Source organism: Dyella sp. Tek66A03 (genome assembly GCF_052567735.1).
In genome coordinates this window covers 3,706,370-3,723,141 of record NZ_CP199584.1, presented here as the reverse complement: position 1 = coordinate 3,723,141, position 16,772 = coordinate 3,706,370, and the positions used below count along the sequence as shown (strand labels likewise).

Below are 16,772 nucleotides of genomic sequence, written 5' to 3'. Positions count from 1 at the left end.
CACGCGCATTTCGCCATCGCGCGCCACCAGCGTCGCAAGGCTTTGGAATGCTTGCGCACGGTCGATATGCCGTAGCAACGCCGCGTGTATCGCCGCGGCACATCGACCCGGGTCGGGTACGCAATCAAGCGGGTGGAACGGACTATGAAGGCAGACTTGCAAATCGGCGGCGCGCAGCGCGCGGCCATCCTGCTGCTCACGCTGGGCGAGCAGGACGCAGCGGAGGTGCTGAAGCATCTCAGTGCGCGTGACGTGCAGGCGGTCGGTTCGGCCATGGCCAGCCTCACCAACGTGTCGCGAGAGCAGGTGGAGCTAGTGCTCGATCGCCTCAACGACGACATGGGCCGCCACACCTCGCTCGGCGTCGGCACCGAGGAATACATCCGCAAGATCCTGGTCAATGCGCTGGGCGAGAGCAAGGCGGGTGGCCTGATCGACCGCATCCTGCTGGGCCGTTCCAGCAAGGGCCTGGAATCGCTCAAGTGGATGGAGAGCCGCGCCATCGCCGAAATGATCAGCCAAGAACATCCGCAGATCATCGCGCTGGTGCTGGCCCATCTCGAGCCCGACCAGGCCGCCGAAGTCATTGGCTACCTGCCGCCGCGCGTGCGCAGCGACGCGGTGATGCGTATCGCCACGCTCGACGGCGTGCAGCCGCACGCGCTCAACGAGCTGGATGAGATCATGGAACGCCAGTTCTCAGGTAATACCAAGAAGCTCAAGTCGGCCAGCGTGGGTGGCCTCAAGGCCGCGGCGAATATTCTCAATGCGATGGAAACCACCCGCGAGAACGAACTGATGGCGGCCATCCGCACGCATGATTCGGGCCTGGGTGGGCGTATTGAAGAACTGATGTTCGTGTTCGAAGACCTCGGCGACCTGGACGACCGCAGCATGCAGACGCTATTGCGCGAAGTGCCCACGGCGCGCCTGGTCACCGCCCTCAAGGGCGCCGAGCCGGGCGTACGCGAAAAAATCTTCGCCAACATGTCCAAGCGCGCGGCCGACATGCTGCGCGACGACCTGGAGGTGTCCGGTCCGGTGCGTGTGAGCGAGGTCGATTCCGCGCAGAAGGAAGTGCTCGGCATCGCGCGGAAGCTCGCCGATTCGGGGGCGATCAATCTCTCCGGCACCGGTGACGAGTTGGTCGCATGAGCGCCGTCCTCGATCGCGACAACGTCGTCTCGTTCCAGCGCTGGCTGCCGCCCGAGATGGGTACGCCGCCGGTGGCGGAGGTGGCACCCGCCGAAGCGACGGTGCAACCTACCGTGCGCGACCTCGAAGCGCTGGAACAACAGGCGCGCGACGAAGGCTACGCCGCCGGGCATGCGGAAGGCCTGGTCGCAGCGCGCGATGTGTTGAATGAGCGCATGGCGCGGCTCGACTGGATCCTGGAAGCCGCCGCGCGACCCTTGCGCTCCATGGATGAACTGGTGGAGCTGGAACTGGCGCGCCTGGCCATGACCGTGGCGCGGCGGGTGGTCGCACATGAGTTACGCGTGTCGCCTGACCTGGTGGTCGAAGCCATACGGCAGGCCGTGCTGGTCATGCCGGCCGCGACGACGAAATTGCGCGTGCGTCTGCACCCCGAGGATCTCGCCCTGCTGCGTTCGCTGCACGTAGCCGAGCCCGACTGGCAGCTGGTTGCTGACGGCAGCTTGGAGCGCGGCGACTGCATGCTGGAAAGCGAACGCTCGCGCCTGGATTCACGGGTCGAAACTCGCATGGCCGCCGTGGTCGATGCCGTGATCGGCGCCGAGGCGGAAGACATTGATGCCGATGCCGACGAGGTGCGCGGATGAACCCGCCGGCCGACGAGTCGCCAGCTAGCTTGTGGCAGGAACGCTTGGCGCGCCGTCGGCAGCGCGCCAGCGGTACGCGCATGCTCACGGTCGAAGGTCGCCTGCGCCGGGTGGTCGGGCTGACCCTGGAGGCCGAGGGCTGCGAGGCGCCGCTGGGCGCACGCTGCATGGTCGCCACAGCCGACGGCAAGGAACTGGACACCGAGGTGGTCGGCTTTGCCGACGAGCGTCTGTTGCTGATGCCAGTGACCGAGATGCACGGCGTGCTGCCGAATGCACGCGTGCGTCCGTGCGCACATACCAGCGGCCTGCCGGTCGGCATGGCCTTGCTTGGCCGGGTGATCGGCGCCGACGGTGTGCCGCTCGATGGCTTGGGGCCGCTCGACGTGGAAGAGCACGCTTCGCTCAAGCGCGAGCCGATCAATCCCATGGCGCGCAAGCCCATCGATACACCGCTGGATACGGGGGTGCGTGCCATCAATGCCTTGCTGAGCGTCGGTCGCGGCCAACGCCTGGGCTTGTTCGCCGGCTCAGGCGTCGGCAAATCGACCCTGCTCGGTATGATGACGCGCTACACCGACGCCGATGTCGTAGTGGTCGGGCTGATCGGCGAGCGTGGCCGCGAAGTCAAGGAATTCGTCGAACATACGCTGGGCGCCGAAGGCCGTGCACGTGCCGTCATCGTGGCGGCTCCCGCCGATGCGCCGCCGCTCAAGCGCCTGCGTGGTGCGCAGTACGCCACCGCCATCGCGGAGTGGTTTCGCGATCGCGGCCAGCGCGTACTGCTGCTGATGGACTCGATTACGCGCTACGCGCAGGCCCAGCGCGAGATCGCACTCGCCATCGGTGAGCCGCCAGCCACCAAGGGCTACCCGCCGTCGGTGTTTGCCATGCTGCCGGCCTTGGTCGAGCGCGCGGGCAACGACGCCGAAGGCCGCGGTTCCATTACTGCGTTCTATACCGTGCTTACCGAAGGCGACGACTACCGCCACGATCCGATCGCGGATGCGTCGCGCGCCATTCTTGACGGTCATATCGTGCTCTCGCGCGATCTGGCCGAGGCGGGTCATTACCCTGCCATCGATATCGAGGCGTCGATCAGCCGCGTGATGCCGGCCGTGGTGACACGTGAGCATTTGCGTGCGGCCCAACGATTCCGCCAGGTCTATTCGGCGTATCGTCAGCAGCGCGATCTGATCGCCGTCGGTGCGTACCAGAAGGGTTCCGATCCTCAGGTCGATCACGCCATCACCATGTGGCCGCGCCTGCGCGATTTCCTGCAACAAGAAGTGGATGCGCCGATGTCGCTCGCCGATGCCATCGCCGGGCTTGAGCAGCTTACCGCCGGAGGCACGCCGTGACATCGCGCGCCAATCGCCTGCAACCCGCCGCCGACGTCGCGCGCGAACGCCAGGAAACAGCCATGCAGCGACTGGCCGAGCAGCAGCAGCGCGTGGCCAAGGCGGAGCAGCAGCTCACCGAGCTGCGCCGCTACCGGGAGGAGTACGCCGACACGTCCGGTGGGGTCAGCGTCGCTGCCTTGCTCAACCGCCGCCAGTTCGTGGAGCGTATCGACCAGGTGATCGCCCAGCAGACCACCGAGGTCGCCCGGCTGCACCGGCAACTGGACCACGTCCGGGGCCAGTGGCACGACGCACACTCGCGCGAACGCGCGTTGGGTAGCGTGATCGATCGCTATCGTGAGCAGGAGCGCAAAAGCGAGGAACGCCGCGAGCAAGCCGAGGTCGACGAGCGCATGCAGCATCGTCGCTCCCATCAGAGGTGGTCGTCATGAAGACGGCGCGTCCCCATGCCTTCCCGGAGAATTCCGCATGACGCCACCGCTTGCCCTTGCCGCGAACGTGACGCCGCCGTCCGCGCCATCCGTACCTGCATCGGCAGGCAACAGCTCGTCCGACGGTAGATCGCCCAGCGCTTTCGCCGCGCCGCTGCATCAGGCACGCCAACAGCAATCGGCGCAACGACCTTCAGCGTCGGCCCACGCGGCCTCGGCAGCGAATGCGTCGACGTCCCCCTCGTCGAGCACGACATCCACGGCGGCAGCCGCGTCAACATCGATGCCGACCAGCAAGCCGTGGAACCCCGCGGGCAAGGACTCCAAGGACGACGACAAGCAAGCCACGACTACCAACGCGAACCCGCCGACCAGTGCAGCGGCGGCGATGCTCGCACTGCTCGGCCAGAGCATCCCCGCCAACGCGGCTCCGACGCCAGCGGCACCGGCAACCAGTGGCAGCGAGAGTGCGGCCGTCACCGCTTCGACCCTACAGGTTTCGGGCATGCCCGGCATGCCGCTAACGGGGGCAATCCAGGCATCTGCTCAAGCCGATGCCGGCGACGCGGCGGATGCATCAACAGCAACCGACGGATTGCAGGACAGCGCGCTATCCGCCCTGGCGGGCGCCGCCGATGACGGCACGACCCCCATGACGACCGCAGTTGACGCGAAGCTCGCGACTGCCGCGCAAACCACACCGGCTACCTCGGCGCGAGGCGATCGCAGCGATCCACTCGATGCCCTGCGCAATCTGACCGCGCCCTTCATGCAAGCCCAGGCATCGGCACCGATCGCCGCGACGCCTCATGCCGTGACCATGAATGCATCCGTGGGCACCCCGTCGTTCGCGCAGGAGCTGGGCCAGCACGTGGCCTGGCTCGGTGGCCAGGACATCAAGGAAGCACGTATCACGCTGCATCCCGAGGATCTCGGTCAGCTCGAGGTGAAGGTGAGTGTGCGGCACGACCACGTCGACGTGAGCTTCATCGCGCAACATCCCAATGCCGTGCACGCGGTCCAGCAGACGCTGAGTCAGCTGGACTCCATGCTGGCCCACCACGGTCTTACCTTGGGGCAGGCGCAGGTGGAGCAGGGTAACCATGGCGGCGCGGGGCAGGGGGCTACACCGGGTTCGTCGGGCAGCGGTGATGCCGGGGCCGCGGACGATGGGGATGTCGCCCAGGTGGCGGCGCCGGTGGTGCAGGCGCTGGGGTTGTTGGATACGTTTGCCTGATCTAGGGTTTCTTTCGGCCGTTTAATTCCGCCGCGACATTTGTCGTATTTGCTCGTCATTCCGGCGAAGGCTTGAGGCGCTTTACAACAGCGCAGCTGGTCATCCAGTGGCTTCCGCTCTGGTTTAGCGTCGCCGCGACCTGGCTCGCCTGCCGCGGGCTTCCGTCCTCCTGCCGGAGGCCGGGTTACTTTTCTCTGTTTGGCCAGAGAAACGTAACCAAAAGAGAGGCCACCCCGATGGCGCGCCTTCCGGGCTAACGCCCTCCAGGTACGCGGGTGGGTTACGGAGGTTTGTCGACAGGGCATCCTGCCCTGACGACAAACTGGCCGGCATCCCTGCCGGCCACCCTGCGGGCTTTTCCTCCACCCACCCGCGCGCCAAAGGGGCCCGAAGTGCCAAGAGCTAAAAGCTCAAGCAACAGCACAAGACCGATGAGCAGCGCACCGCGCTGCTCGAGCCCTCGGGTTTGGCTTTTTGACCTTCGGGCCCCCTGTGCGGCGGTGAGGGTCGGACGATCAGGCCCGCAGGGGGATCGACAGGGATGTCGATCCCTTTTCGTCAGGGCAGGATGCCCTGTCGAAAAGCCCGGCCGACCCTCACGGACTTGCCGAGCTAACAGCTCGGCAAGCGCCAAGCGGGGGTGCCCTTCTCTTTGGTTACTTTCTCTTGGGCAAGCAAGAGAAAGTGACCCGGCCGTCGGCAGATGGTCGGACGCCCGCCGCAGGCGAGCCAGGTCGTGGCAATAAAACACCAGAGCGAAAGTCACTGGATGACCAGCTGCGCTGTTGTGAAGCGCCTCCAGCGTGACCAGCCCTTCGGCTGTTGAGAGCCGCTGGGATGACGGGCAAAACGGCTGCGTGATCGGACGCTTTGTGCTCGTCGGGCGATCGAATGGGACCACGACCAGCGCGGTATCCGCGCAACACCAGCCCCCGCGACGAGCTTCCGACAACCGTCGCCAACACGTCGCGACTAATCCCCGACGCGCGTCAAGAAAGCGCCGCGGCGCCCTGCGGGATCCCGCAAACCCAGCAATCGCAACGTTTTCCAGCGATGGCATGGCGTTTGCTATCAGAGGGCATGGGGCGCCTTTTAGCGAGGTGTCGACGCATCGTGACTGATAGGGATTGGGGTTGGCATGGCTCAGAACGAGCAGGGTTTTGAAGCACCGGCAGCAGCAGCGACCAAGCGCTCGTCGCCGCTGATCTGGGTGATGGCTTTGGCGGTACTGGCGATGGCCGGTGTATGTGCATACGTGCTGATGGGGCAACGTCATCAGGCAACGGCGGAAGGCGCAGAACCCAAGGTGGCTGAGTCGAAGCAGGAGCAGTACTTGCCGCTGGATCCGCCGTTCGTCGTGAACTTCCGCGATGACCAGTCCATGCGTTTCCTGCAGGTCGGCGTCAGCCTGATGTCGCACGACGCGGCGGCGCTGGCGGCGGCAAAGGATGCCGAGCCAGTGATTCGCAATGCACTGGTGATGCTGTTCAGCAGCCAGGACTACACCATCCTCAGCGACTCCGCGGGCAAGCAGAAATTGCAGGCGCAGGCGTTGGCAGCCGTGCGCAAGATCGTCGGTGACCGACTCGGTCGCCCCGGCGTCGAAGCGCTGTATTTCACCAGTTTCGTAATGCAGTGACGGGCGGGCGCACAGTCCATGAGTGATCTCCTTTCGCAAGAGGAAATCGACGCCCTGCTCGACGGTGTCGAGGGCGGTGCCGTCGAGACGGGCAATGACGAGCCGTTGCCCACCGATGCCGTCATAACCTACGACTTCACCCAGCAGGACCGCATCGTGCGCGGTCGCCTGCCCACCTTGGAAATGGTCAACGACCGTTTCGCGCGTTTCTTCCGCACCGCCGTGTTTGGCGTGTTGCGCAAGACCTGCGAAGTGTCGGTGCTCGGCGTGAGGATGATCAAGTTCGCCGAGTACGTGCATGGGTTGGCCGTGCCGAGCAATCTCAACCTGGTCCGCATCAAGCCGCTGCGTGGCACGGCGCTGGTGGTGATGGAGCCCCGCCTGGTCTTCACCGTGATCGACAATTTCTTCGGTGGCGACGGGCGTTTTCATGCGCGTATCGAAGGTCGCGATTTCACCGCCACGGAGAACCGCGTCATCCAGATCATGCTCGCTGAGCTGTTCGCGTCGATGGTCGAAGCCTGGGCGCCGGTGCTGCCGTTGCAGTTCGAATACATGAACTCGGAAATCAATCCGCAGTTCGCCAATATCGTCAGCCCCACGGAAACCGTGGTGGTGTCGCGTTTCCACGTCGAGCTGGATGGCGGCGGCGGTGAAATCAACCTCACTTTGCCGTACGCGATGATCGAGCCGATCCGTACCTTGCTCGATGCCGGCGTGCAGAGCGACCGCGTGGATCGCGACGATCGCTGGGCTGAGAACCTGCACGAAGAAGTGCTCGACGCGGAAGTCGAATTGAGTTCGCTGCTGCTGGAGACGCGCATGAACATCGGCGATTTCTTGCGCCTGCGGCCCGGCGACGTGATTCCCGTCCAGGTGCCGGATCTGAGCACCGTCTTCGCCGAAGACGTACCCGTGTTTCGTGGCCGTTATGGCCAGTCCAACGGACGTAACGCCGTTCGTTTCCACGCCCCGACCGGCCGTCGCGAGATGCGCCTGTCAACTGAACTTGTCCCGGAGAAGAGCCTCGTATGATCCCGTCCAATGAAGCCGTCGCTGGCGGAACCCAAAGAGTCGAATTCGACCCGCTCAACGGCTCCGTGGCCGAAGGCGCCGACGTCAACCTGGACATGATCCTCGATGTGCCGGTGACCTTGGCCATGGAAGTGGGCCGCACGCGCATCAGCATCCGCAACCTGCTGCAACTCAACCAGGGTTCGGTGGTGGAGCTCGATCGTTCTGCAGGCGAGCCGCTGGATGTTTTCGTCAACGGCACGCTCGTCGCTCACGGTGAGGTGGTGGTGATCAACGAGCGGTTCGGCATTCGCCTTACCGACGTGATCAGCCCGGCCGAACGCGTGCGCAAGCTGCGGTGACCGGCATGTTGCTCGCTCTCGTAGCGCCAGTGGCCGCAGCACCTGACATTCAGGTGGGTGGCGAGCTGGCGCGTGTATTGATCAGTCTGCTCGGCATTATCGCGCTGATCTTCGCCGCAGGCTGGATGAGCCGCCGCTTGCAGGCGCGCACCTCGCCCGGTGGGCGGCGCCTGCGCTGCGTGGAATCGATGGCTATCGGTGCACGCGATCGGCTGCTGATTATCGAAGCCGACGGCAAGCGCCTGCTGATCGGCGTGGGCCAGGGCGGCATGCGCACCTTGCACGTCTACGAAGGCAACGCGGCCACCGGCGACGCGCCAGGCCCGAATCCACCGCCTATCGGCTTTGGCGATCTGCTTGCCCGCTGGAAGCGTACGCCATGAAAACGATGCGCTGGCTATTTCTGATCGTGTTGATGTTTGCTCCGATGCTCGCATGGGGCGCGCCGATCGCACCGATTGCGCCCATTACGCAGGGCGCGCCCGCCGGCATACCGGTGCTCACCGTACAGAACGCGCCGGGCGGCGCGCAGAACTGGACGCTGTCGCTGCAGCTGCTCGCACTGATGACCGTGCTGACCGTGTTGCCGGCCGTCCTGCTGATGATGACCTCGTTCACGCGCATCATCGTCGTGCTTGGCTTCCTGCGCCAGGCGCTCGGCACGCAGTCCACGCCTTCGAACCAGGTGCTGCTGGGACTTGCGCTGTTTCTCACGTTCTTCGTGATGTCGCCGGTGCTCAACCATGCTTACGCCGATGGCGTGAAGCCGTACATGGATGGGCAGATGGGCGCAGAGCAGGCCGTGCCTGCCGCGGCCGCACCTTTCAAGCGCTTCATGCTGGACCAGACGCGCGAAGCGGACCTGCAGCTGTTCACGCATCTGGCCAACGAGCAACCTTACGCCAGCAAGGACGACGTACCGTTGCGCGTGGCGATGCCGGCCTTCGTCACCAGCGAGCTGAAGACCGCCTTCCAGATGGGCTTCATGCTGTTCGTGCCGTTCCTGATCATCGACCTGGTGGTGGCCAGCGTGCTGATGTCGATGGGCATGATGATGCTCTCGCCGACGATCATCTCGTTGCCGTTCAAGATCATGTTGTTCGTGCTGGTGGATGGTTGGACCTTGCTGCTGGGCACGCTGGCGGGGAGTTTCTACACGTGAGCGCACACCAAGCTCTTACTCCCTCTCCCCTTTGGGGAGAGGGCTGGGGTGAGGGGCGGGTGCTCGCCAAAGCACAGCCATCCCTCACCGTCATTCCAGCGGAAGCTGGAATCCAGTGCCTTTTGCTGCCAAACGACGGCATCCGGAACACGCAGCGCAGGTCAGCGGATTTCGCGCAGGTGACGAGTACGCGAGGCTTTCGCGAGCACCCGCCCCTCACCCCAACCCTCTCCCCGGAGGGGAGAGGGAGCTGGAGCCGCCATGACGCCTGAATCCGTCATCGAGTTCGGCCAACACGCGCTCTACGTGGCCATGATGATCGCCGCGCCGCTGCTGCTTACGGCCCTGGTCGTGGGTCTGGTGATCGGTGTGGTGCAGGCAGCCACGCAGATCAACGAAATGACCTTGAGCTTCATCCCCAAGGTGATCTCAATGGCCCTGGTCATGCTGATCGCCGGCCCATGGATGCTGCGCACCCTGGTCCAGTTCACGCGCCAGTTGATCGAAAGCCTGCCGAGCGTAATCAAGTGACGACGGTCGACCTGGCCACCTTGCAGAAGATGCTCGGCTCGCTGATGTGGGCCATGGGGCGAGTAGGCGGCCTATGCCTGATCGCGCCTCTGTTCGGCGATTCGGTGTCACCTGCGCGTATCCGCCTGGCCGTCATGTTGATGCTGACGATGGTGCTGGCGCCGCTGGCGCCGACCGATTTCGATCCGCTGGGCGCGGATGGCATCACGGTGATGATCAACCAGGTGCTGATCGGTGCGTCGATGGGCTTCGTGTTGAAGCTGGCGTTTGAGGCGGTGTCGTTTGGCGGCCAATTGGTGGCCCAGAGCATGAGCCTGGGTTTCGCCGAATCGGTGGACCCTCGCGGCGGCGGCAGTTCGCCAACGATCAGTCAGTTCTACCTGTTGGTGGTGACCCTGCTGTTCCTGGCCATGGACGGCCATCTTCGCCTGATCGCCTTGCTGGCGGACAGTTTCCACAGCTTGCCGCCAGGCGCGACAGGCATCGGCACCAACGGACTGTATGCGGTGGTGGGCTTTGCCGCTCAGCTGTTTGGGGGCGCGGTGCGCGTGGCCTTGCCGGCCATGACCTCGTTGCTGGTGGTCAATATCGGTTTCGCCGCGATCAGTCGTTCCGCGCCGGCGATGAATCTGTTCGCCGTGGGTTTTCCCATCACCATCACGCTCGGCTTCCTGGCGTTGTGGCTGTCGATGCACAGCCTCCCCGCTGCATTCGAATCGTTGCAAACCAGCGCATGGTCGCTGATGCACGATCTGGTCGGTGGTTGAGGTAGCCGGCTATGTCTGAGCAGGACGACCAGGAACGTACTGAACAACCCTCAGAAAAACGCCTGCGCGAAGCGCGGGAAAAGGGCGACATTCCGCGCTCGCGAGACCTGTCGGGCGCCGTCGTGGTGCTTGCCGGTGTCTCGACCCTGATCAGCGGTGGCAAAGGCTCGATGGAGCACGTGCGACGCATCTACGGCCTGGGCCTCACTTACGGACGCGATGCATTGTTCAGCGACGAGCTGCCGGCTCGCGTGCTGGCGCTCGCCATGCATGAGGCCTTCGGTCTGTTTCTTCCGGTGGCCATGGCCACCCTGCTCGCGGCGGTGGCCGCTCCGGTGCTGCTGGGTGGGCTCAACTTCAGTGCGCAGGCGCTGGAGCCGAAGTTCGAGCGGCTCGATCCCATCAGTGGTTTGGGCCGCATTTTCGCCGTGCGTGGCCTGGTCGAGCTGGCCAAGTCGCTGTTCAAGCTGCTGTTGATCGGTGCCGTGCTGCTGATGGTGCTGAAGAACTGGCAGACCGAGCTGATGGATACCGGACGCGGTGAAGTCGGCAGTGGCATGGTGCGCGCGATCGGCCTGCTCGGTCGCGCGGCGCTGTGGTTCGGTTCGGTACTGGCGCTGATCGGTGGTGCCGACGCGCTGTACCAGAAATTCGACCACAACAAACGACTGCGCATGTCGCGGCAGGAACTGAAGGACGAATCAAAGGAAAGCGACGGCAATCCCGAACTGAAAGGCCGCGTTCGCCAGATGCAGTTCCAAATGGCCCGCCGCCGCATGATGCAGGAGCTGCCCAAGGCCGATGTGGTGATCACCAACCCCAGCCACTTCGCCGTGGCGCTGCGTTACGACGAGGGGCGCATGGGCGCGCCGCGCGTGATCGCCAAGGGCGTGGACGAGCTGGCGCAGCAGATTCGCCTGGTGGCCAACAGCCATCGCATTCCCATGGTCGAGGCACCGCCGCTGGCGCGTGCCTTGTACGCCACGACCCAGCTCGATCGCGAGATCCCTTCCTCGCTCTATATCGCCGTGGCCCAGGTGCTGGCCTACGTCTTCCAGTTGAAACAGGCCATGGCGCGCGGTGACGAACCGCCGCAGGCGCCGAAGCCCGATGTCGATCCGGACCTGCTCGGTCCTTACAAATTCTGACGGATACACCTCATGGCCGCAGCCAGCGCACTCGACAACCTCAAATCACTAGGCCGCCGCGGCGTCGGCGCGCCGGTGATCATGCTCGCCATGCTGGCGATGATGATGTTGCCGCTGCCCCCTTTCCTGCTGGACATGCTGTTCAGCTTCAACATCGCGTTGTCGCTGGTGATCCTGCTGGCGGTGATCTACGTGATGCGTCCGCTGGAGTTCGCCGCCTTCCCGACCGTGGTGCTGATGGCGACGTTGTTGCGCCTGGCGCTCAATATCGCCTCCACCCGCGTGGTGCTGTTGCACGGACACGACGGCCCCGGTGCGGCGGGCAAGGTGATCGAGGCGTTCGGCGAGTTCGTCATTGGCGGCAACTTCGCAGTCGGCCTGGTGGTGTTCGCCATCCTCACCATCATCAACTTCGTGGTGGTGACCAAGGGTGCGACGCGCGTGTCCGAGGTGACGGCGCGCTTCACCCTCGATGCGATGCCCGGTAAGCAGATGGCGATCGATGCCGACCTCAACGCTGGCCTGCTCAACCAGGAGCAGGCACGCGACCGTCGCCAGGAAGTGCGCGAGGAAGCGGACTTCTACGGTTCGATGGACGGTGCTTCCAAATTCGTACGCGGCGATGCCACCGCGGGCATCCTGATCCTGATCATCAATATCGTCGGTGGCTTCTTCGTCGGCGTGATGCAGCACGGGCTCTCCGCCGCCGATGCCGCCAAGACCTATACCTTGCTCACCATCGGTGACGGCCTGGTTGCGCAGGTGCCGGGCTTGATGTTGTCGATTGCCACGGCGGTGATCGTGACGCGTGTGTCGCGCTCGCAGGACATGGGCAAGCAGCTGATCGGCCAGGTCTTCGGCCAGCCGCGCGCGCTGGCGGTCGCCGGCGTGGTGCTGGGCGTGATGGGGGTGATCCCCGGCATGCCGAATATCGCGTTCCTGTTGTTGAGCGGCACCTGCGGTGGTGCGGCGTGGTTGATGGTCAAGCGCGAGCGCGAAGCGCACGCAAGGCTCGAACAGTCCGTCATCGAAGCACCCGCGCCGGCCGCACCGACCGAACGCCTGGAACTGGGCTGGGAAGACGTGGCCAGCGTCGATCCGCTGGGCCTGGAAGTGGGCTACCGGCTGATTCCCCTGGTGGACACGCACCAGGGCGGCGAACTGATGGGACGCATCAAGTCGGTACGACGCAAACTCTCGCAGGAACTGGGTTTCCTGGTGCCGCCGGTACACATCCGCGACAACCTGGACCTGGGCCCCAGCACCTATCGCATCACCTTGATGGGCGTGCCGATGGGCGAGGCGGAAGTGCACAACGAGCGCCTGCTGGCGATCAACCCCGGTCGCGTGCAGGAAGGGCTGCAGGGCATCAGCACGCGCGATCCGGCCTTCGGGCTGGAAGCGATGTGGATCGAGCCGGGCCAGCGCGAGCAGGCGCAAAGCCTCGGCTACACCGTGGTCGATCCGGCCACGGTCATCGCCACGCATCTTTCGCACATCCTGCAAGGCCATGCGCACGAACTGCTCGGCCACCAGGACGTGCAGCAACTGCTCGATCGTCTCGCTCAGACCACGCCGAAGCTGGTGGAAGACCTGGTGCCCAAGCGCCTGTCGTTGGGCGTGGTGGTCAAGGTCATGCAGAACCTGCTGGCCGAGCGCGTGCCGATCCGCAATATGCGCAGCATCGTCGAATCCTTGGCGGAGCACGCAGGGCAGAGTCAGGATCCCGGCACTCTCACCGCCGCCGTGCGTGTCGCGCTGGGCCGGCAGATCGTGCAGGAGATCACCGGCCTGGGTACCGAGATCCCGGTCATCACGCTGGCACCGGAACTGGAGCAGATCCTGCTCGGTTCGCTCGCCAATGGCGGCGTAGCGGGCGCTGCAGTGGAACCGGGCCTTGCAGACCGCTTGCAGCAAGGCGTCGCGGAAGCCACGCGCAAGCAGGAAATGAGCGGCGAACCGGCCGTGTTGCTGGTCGCGCCGCAGCTTCGCCCATGGCTCGCACGCTTCACTCGTCACGTGGCACAGAACCTGCACGTACTGGCCTACAACGAGGTGCCGGACAACCGCCGAGTGCGATTGGTCCAGGCATTGGGTCGCTAAGGACGAGGTTCTGGGCAATGAGAAAGAGCGGATGGCACATGGGTAGCGGGCGCGCACTCGGCAAGCAGTCGCTTCGCAGGATGAGCTCAGGGGCATGCATCACCAGCTGCTTTTCGCGCGCCTGTTCACGGAGTATCACTCGATGAAGATCAAACGCTTTGTGGCCGCCGATATGCGACAGGCCATGCGCGAAGTGCGTGAGGAGCAGGGGCCGGATGCGGTGATCCTCTCCACGCGCCGGATGGATGAAGGCATCGAGATCATCGCCGCCGTCGATTTCGATGAGGCCTTGGTTCGCGAAGCCGCGCGCCACGGCGCGCCGCTGGATGTCGAGGAGCGGACGCCGCGAATCATGGCCGCTGCTCCGCAGGTCGAAGCCGCGCCGGTGATGACATCGCGCGACGACAAGGCGGCGGCGCAGCGTCGAGACAGCGCCGCCGTGTTGACCGCCATTCCTGCGCGTACGCATGCAGTGCCCCCGGCGGCCGTCGAGCCGCCGCCGACGCCCGCTGTCGTCATGTCGACCGTCGCGCCGGAAGCACCCGTCGTCGATCCGTCGGCGCCGATCCATCCCTTGCTTGAACGTGCCGTGCAGGACACCGCGCGCGTACGCGCCGAACTGGGCAGCCTGCGCGATTTGCTGGAGACGCAATTGTCCAGCCTCGTGTGGAACGACATGGAACGCCGTCAGCCGATGCGCGCCCGGGTGCTGCGCGAGATGACGCGGCTCGGCATCGAGCCCGATGTGGCTCGCCAGCTGGCCGACGAACTGCCGGTGGCGATCAATGTCGAACAGGCGCGCTACCTGCCGCTGGGCATGTTGAGCCGCAGCCTGTCCATCAGCGGGCGCGAGCACTCGGAGCGTACCGGCGTCACCGCCCTGGTCGGCCCCACCGGCGTCGGCAAGACCACCACCATCGCCAAGCTGGCCGCACGCGCGGTGATGCGTCACGGCGCCTCCCAGGTGGCGCTGGTGAGTACCGATCACTATCGCATCGGTGCGGCAGCGCAGCTCGAGCACTACGGCCGCCTGCTCGGCGTGCGCGTGTATCCCGCCTACGACGCGGACAGCCTGCGCCACGTGCTGGATCTGCTGCGCGGTTGCAACACCGTGCTGGTCGACACGGCCGGTGTGGCGGGTGGCGATCCGCGTCTTGCCCAACAGTTGGATGTGCTGAGCAATGCGGGTGACCTGCGCGCCTGCCTGGTGCTGGCGGCGAATGCCCAGGCGCCGTCGCTGGACGAAGCCGTGCGCTCCTATCTCCCGCTGAAGCCGCATGCCTGCATCCTGACCAAGCTCGACGAAGCGCCCAGCCTCGGCGGCGCGCTGTCGGTGGTCATCCGTCATCGGCTGCCGATCGACTACATCACTGACGGCCAGCGTGTGCCCGAAGACATCGCCGCCGCCGATGCGCGCGCGCTGGTGTGCCGCGCAGCGCAGGTGCTCAAGGGCAATGGTGTTTTGGCCTCCGACGACGAGGTCATGGCTGAACGATTTGGCATGGCGGTGGCTAGCGCATGAACAGCATTCTCGCAATGAATCAGGCGATCGGCCTGGAAAGCATGTTGCGCGCGTTGACCGAGCGACAGGCCAAGCCGCCTGCATCCCGCGACCAGGCCTTCGGTCTGGCGCGTCCCGCCCCGGGTCGCCGTTGTCGTGCGATCGCGGTCGCGGGCGGCAAGGGCGGTGTGGGCAAAACCACCGTATCCGTCAACCTGGGCATGGCGCTGGCCGTGGCCGGGCATGAGGTGATTCTGCTCGACGCGGACATGGGGCTGGCCAATGTCGACGTGTTGCTGGGTCTTACGCCGACGCGGCATATCGGTCACCTGCTCGACGGCAGCTGCGGTATTGAGGATTTGCTGATCACCGGACCGCGCGGTCTCAAGGTCGTGCCCGCCGGTTCGGGTGCACGACGCCTGGCCCAGCTCAATAATAGCGAGCATGCGGCGGTGATCCGCGCGTTCGATGATCTGGTCGCGCCGCCGGACTACCTGCTGGTGGATACCGCTGCGGGGCTTTCCGACAACGTGGCGATGTTCGCCGCCGCAGCCGACGACGTCGTGCTGGTGGTTTGCGATGAGCCCGCTTCGCTGACCGATGCCTACGCCATGCTCAAGGTGCTCAGTCGTGAATTCGGCGTGCGCCGCTTCCGCATGGTGGCCAATATGGTGCGCAACGCCGGCGAAGCGCGCCAGTTGCACCAGAAGCTGGCGCGCGTCACCGATCGCTTCCTCGATGTGACGCTGGAATTCATGGGCATGGTCCCGCATGACGAACGGCTCAAGCAGGCCATTCGTCGACAGAGTTCGGTGGTGGACCTGTGGCCTTCCAGCCGGTCGGGACAGGCATTCAAGCAATTGGCGGGTGCGGTCGATACATGGGGTGAACCCGAGCGACTGGGGCTGGACCGTATCGCCTTCTTCAGCAGGCAGGCCGCAGCAGCGACGGGGTGGTGAGATGAGCGTGGCTTCCGAATATCTGCAACTGCAAAAGCAGAGCGCCGACGAACTGGTTCGCCTGCACGCGCCGCTGGTGCGAAGGATCGCCTATCACCTGATGGGTCGATTGCCGCCGAGTGTGGACGTGAGCGACCTGATCCAGGCCGGCATGATCGGGCTGCTGGAGGCTGCGCGAAATTTCACCACCGGGCGTAACGCCAGCTTCGAGACGTTTGCGGGTATCCGCATTCGTGGCGCCATGCTCGACGAACTGCGACGTACCGATTGGACCCCTCGATCGGTGCACCGCAAGGTGCGCGAGATGGCCGAAGTGGTACGCCAGATCGAGATTGAAACCGGCGCGGATGCCGAGGACGCCGAGGTCATGCGGCGACTGGGTATCGGTGCCGAGGAGTACCACCAGGTGCTGGCCGACGCGGCGAGTGCACGGTTGCTCAGCCTCTCCGTGCCGGACGACGGTGATGGCGGTGCAGCGTTCGACGTGGCCGATGCGGACAGCCTGAGTCCGCAGGACAGCGTCGAGCACGATGGCATGCGCCGGTCGCTGATCGACGCGATTGGCAGCCTGCCGGAACGGGAGCAGTTGGTGATGTCGCTGTATTACGAAGAGGAATTAAACCTCAAAGAAATCGGCGCAGTACTCGGCGTCACCGAGTCGCGGGTCTGTCAGATCCACGGCCAGGCCATCGTGCGCTTGCGAGCGCGCATGACTGGGTGGCGCGAAAACGGTTGAGCGGTACCCCCGACAT

The 16,772-nt window shown here is 65.0% G+C and carries 17 protein-coding genes; all 17 read left to right on the top strand.

Annotation, left to right across the window (positions count from 1 at the left end; all coding sequences use genetic code 11):
• Positions 1-162: 162 nt before the first annotated feature.
• Positions 163-1,155, top strand: a complete 993-nt coding sequence (gene fliG, locus ACT01B_RS16695; protein WP_445147511.1) for a flagellar motor switch protein FliG — start codon at positions 163-165, stop codon at positions 1,153-1,155.
• On the top strand, positions 1,152-1,802 hold the full coding sequence (locus ACT01B_RS16690) for a flagellar assembly protein FliH (RefSeq protein ID WP_445144337.1): 651 nt from the start codon (positions 1,152-1,154) through the stop codon (positions 1,800-1,802). Before fliG ends, ACT01B_RS16690 begins: the two co-directional genes overlap by 4 nt.
• Positions 1,799-3,163, top strand: coding sequence for a flagellar protein export ATPase FliI (fliI, locus tag ACT01B_RS16685; RefSeq protein ID WP_445144336.1), 1,365 nt, complete (start codon positions 1,799-1,801; stop codon positions 3,161-3,163). Before ACT01B_RS16690 ends, fliI begins: the two co-directional genes overlap by 4 nt.
• The gene (gene fliJ, locus ACT01B_RS16680; protein ID WP_445144335.1) at positions 3,160-3,597 is read left to right on the top strand and encodes a flagellar export protein FliJ; all 438 of its coding nucleotides are present in this window, start codon (positions 3,160-3,162) and stop codon (positions 3,595-3,597) included. Before fliI ends, fliJ begins: the two co-directional genes overlap by 4 nt.
• A gap of 37 nt (positions 3,598-3,634) precedes the next feature.
• Complete coding sequence (locus ACT01B_RS16675; protein ID WP_445144334.1) at positions 3,635-4,834, top strand: flagellar hook-length control protein FliK; 1,200 nt, start codon at positions 3,635-3,637, stop codon at positions 4,832-4,834.
• A gap of 1,138 nt (positions 4,835-5,972) precedes the next feature.
• A complete protein-coding gene (locus tag ACT01B_RS16670; RefSeq protein WP_445144333.1) occupies positions 5,973-6,473 on the top strand; it encodes a flagellar basal body-associated FliL family protein in 501 nt (166 codons plus the stop codon).
• Positions 6,474-6,491: 18 nt separating this feature from the next.
• The gene (gene fliM, locus ACT01B_RS16665) at positions 6,492-7,508 is read left to right on the top strand and encodes a flagellar motor switch protein FliM (RefSeq protein ID WP_445144332.1); all 1,017 of its coding nucleotides are present in this window, start codon (positions 6,492-6,494) and stop codon (positions 7,506-7,508) included.
• Positions 7,505-7,849, top strand: a complete 345-nt coding sequence (gene fliN / locus ACT01B_RS16660) for a flagellar motor switch protein FliN (RefSeq protein WP_266184038.1) — start codon at positions 7,505-7,507, stop codon at positions 7,847-7,849. Before fliM ends, fliN begins: the two co-directional genes overlap by 4 nt.
• Before the next feature lie 5 nt (positions 7,850-7,854).
• Positions 7,855-8,232, top strand: a complete 378-nt coding sequence (gene fliO, locus ACT01B_RS16655) for a flagellar biosynthetic protein FliO (protein ID WP_445144331.1) — start codon at positions 7,855-7,857, stop codon at positions 8,230-8,232.
• On the top strand, positions 8,229-9,011 hold the full coding sequence (gene fliP / locus ACT01B_RS16650; protein ID WP_445144330.1) for a flagellar type III secretion system pore protein FliP: 783 nt from the start codon (positions 8,229-8,231) through the stop codon (positions 9,009-9,011). The genes fliO and fliP overlap by 4 nt, the downstream gene beginning before the upstream one ends.
• Positions 9,012-9,272: 261 nt before the next feature.
• Positions 9,273-9,542, top strand: a complete 270-nt coding sequence (gene fliQ / locus ACT01B_RS16645; protein WP_266184040.1) for a flagellar biosynthesis protein FliQ — start codon at positions 9,273-9,275, stop codon at positions 9,540-9,542.
• A complete protein-coding gene (gene fliR / locus ACT01B_RS16640; RefSeq protein WP_445144329.1) occupies positions 9,539-10,309 on the top strand; it encodes a flagellar biosynthetic protein FliR in 771 nt (256 codons plus the stop codon). Before fliQ ends, fliR begins: the two co-directional genes overlap by 4 nt.
• A gap of 11 nt (positions 10,310-10,320) precedes the next feature.
• Positions 10,321-11,457, top strand: coding sequence for a flagellar biosynthesis protein FlhB (gene flhB, locus ACT01B_RS16635; RefSeq protein ID WP_445144328.1), 1,137 nt, complete (start codon positions 10,321-10,323; stop codon positions 11,455-11,457).
• Between the two features lie 12 nt (positions 11,458-11,469).
• Entirely contained in the window at positions 11,470-13,560 is a 2,091-nt protein-coding gene (gene flhA, locus ACT01B_RS16630; RefSeq protein ID WP_445144327.1) for a flagellar biosynthesis protein FlhA, read from the top strand.
• 142 nt (positions 13,561-13,702) lie between these two features.
• Entirely contained in the window at positions 13,703-15,082 is a 1,380-nt protein-coding gene (flhF, locus tag ACT01B_RS16625) for a flagellar biosynthesis protein FlhF (protein ID WP_445147510.1), read from the top strand.
• The gene (locus ACT01B_RS16620; protein ID WP_445144326.1) at positions 15,079-16,020 is read left to right on the top strand and encodes a MinD/ParA family ATP-binding protein; all 942 of its coding nucleotides are present in this window, start codon (positions 15,079-15,081) and stop codon (positions 16,018-16,020) included. Before flhF ends, ACT01B_RS16620 begins: the two co-directional genes overlap by 4 nt.
• A gap of 1 nt (position 16,021) precedes the next feature.
• The gene (locus tag ACT01B_RS16615) at positions 16,022-16,756 is read left to right on the top strand and encodes an RNA polymerase sigma factor FliA (RefSeq protein WP_445144325.1); all 735 of its coding nucleotides are present in this window, start codon (positions 16,022-16,024) and stop codon (positions 16,754-16,756) included.
• The last annotated feature ends 16 nt before the right edge of the window (positions 16,757-16,772 follow it).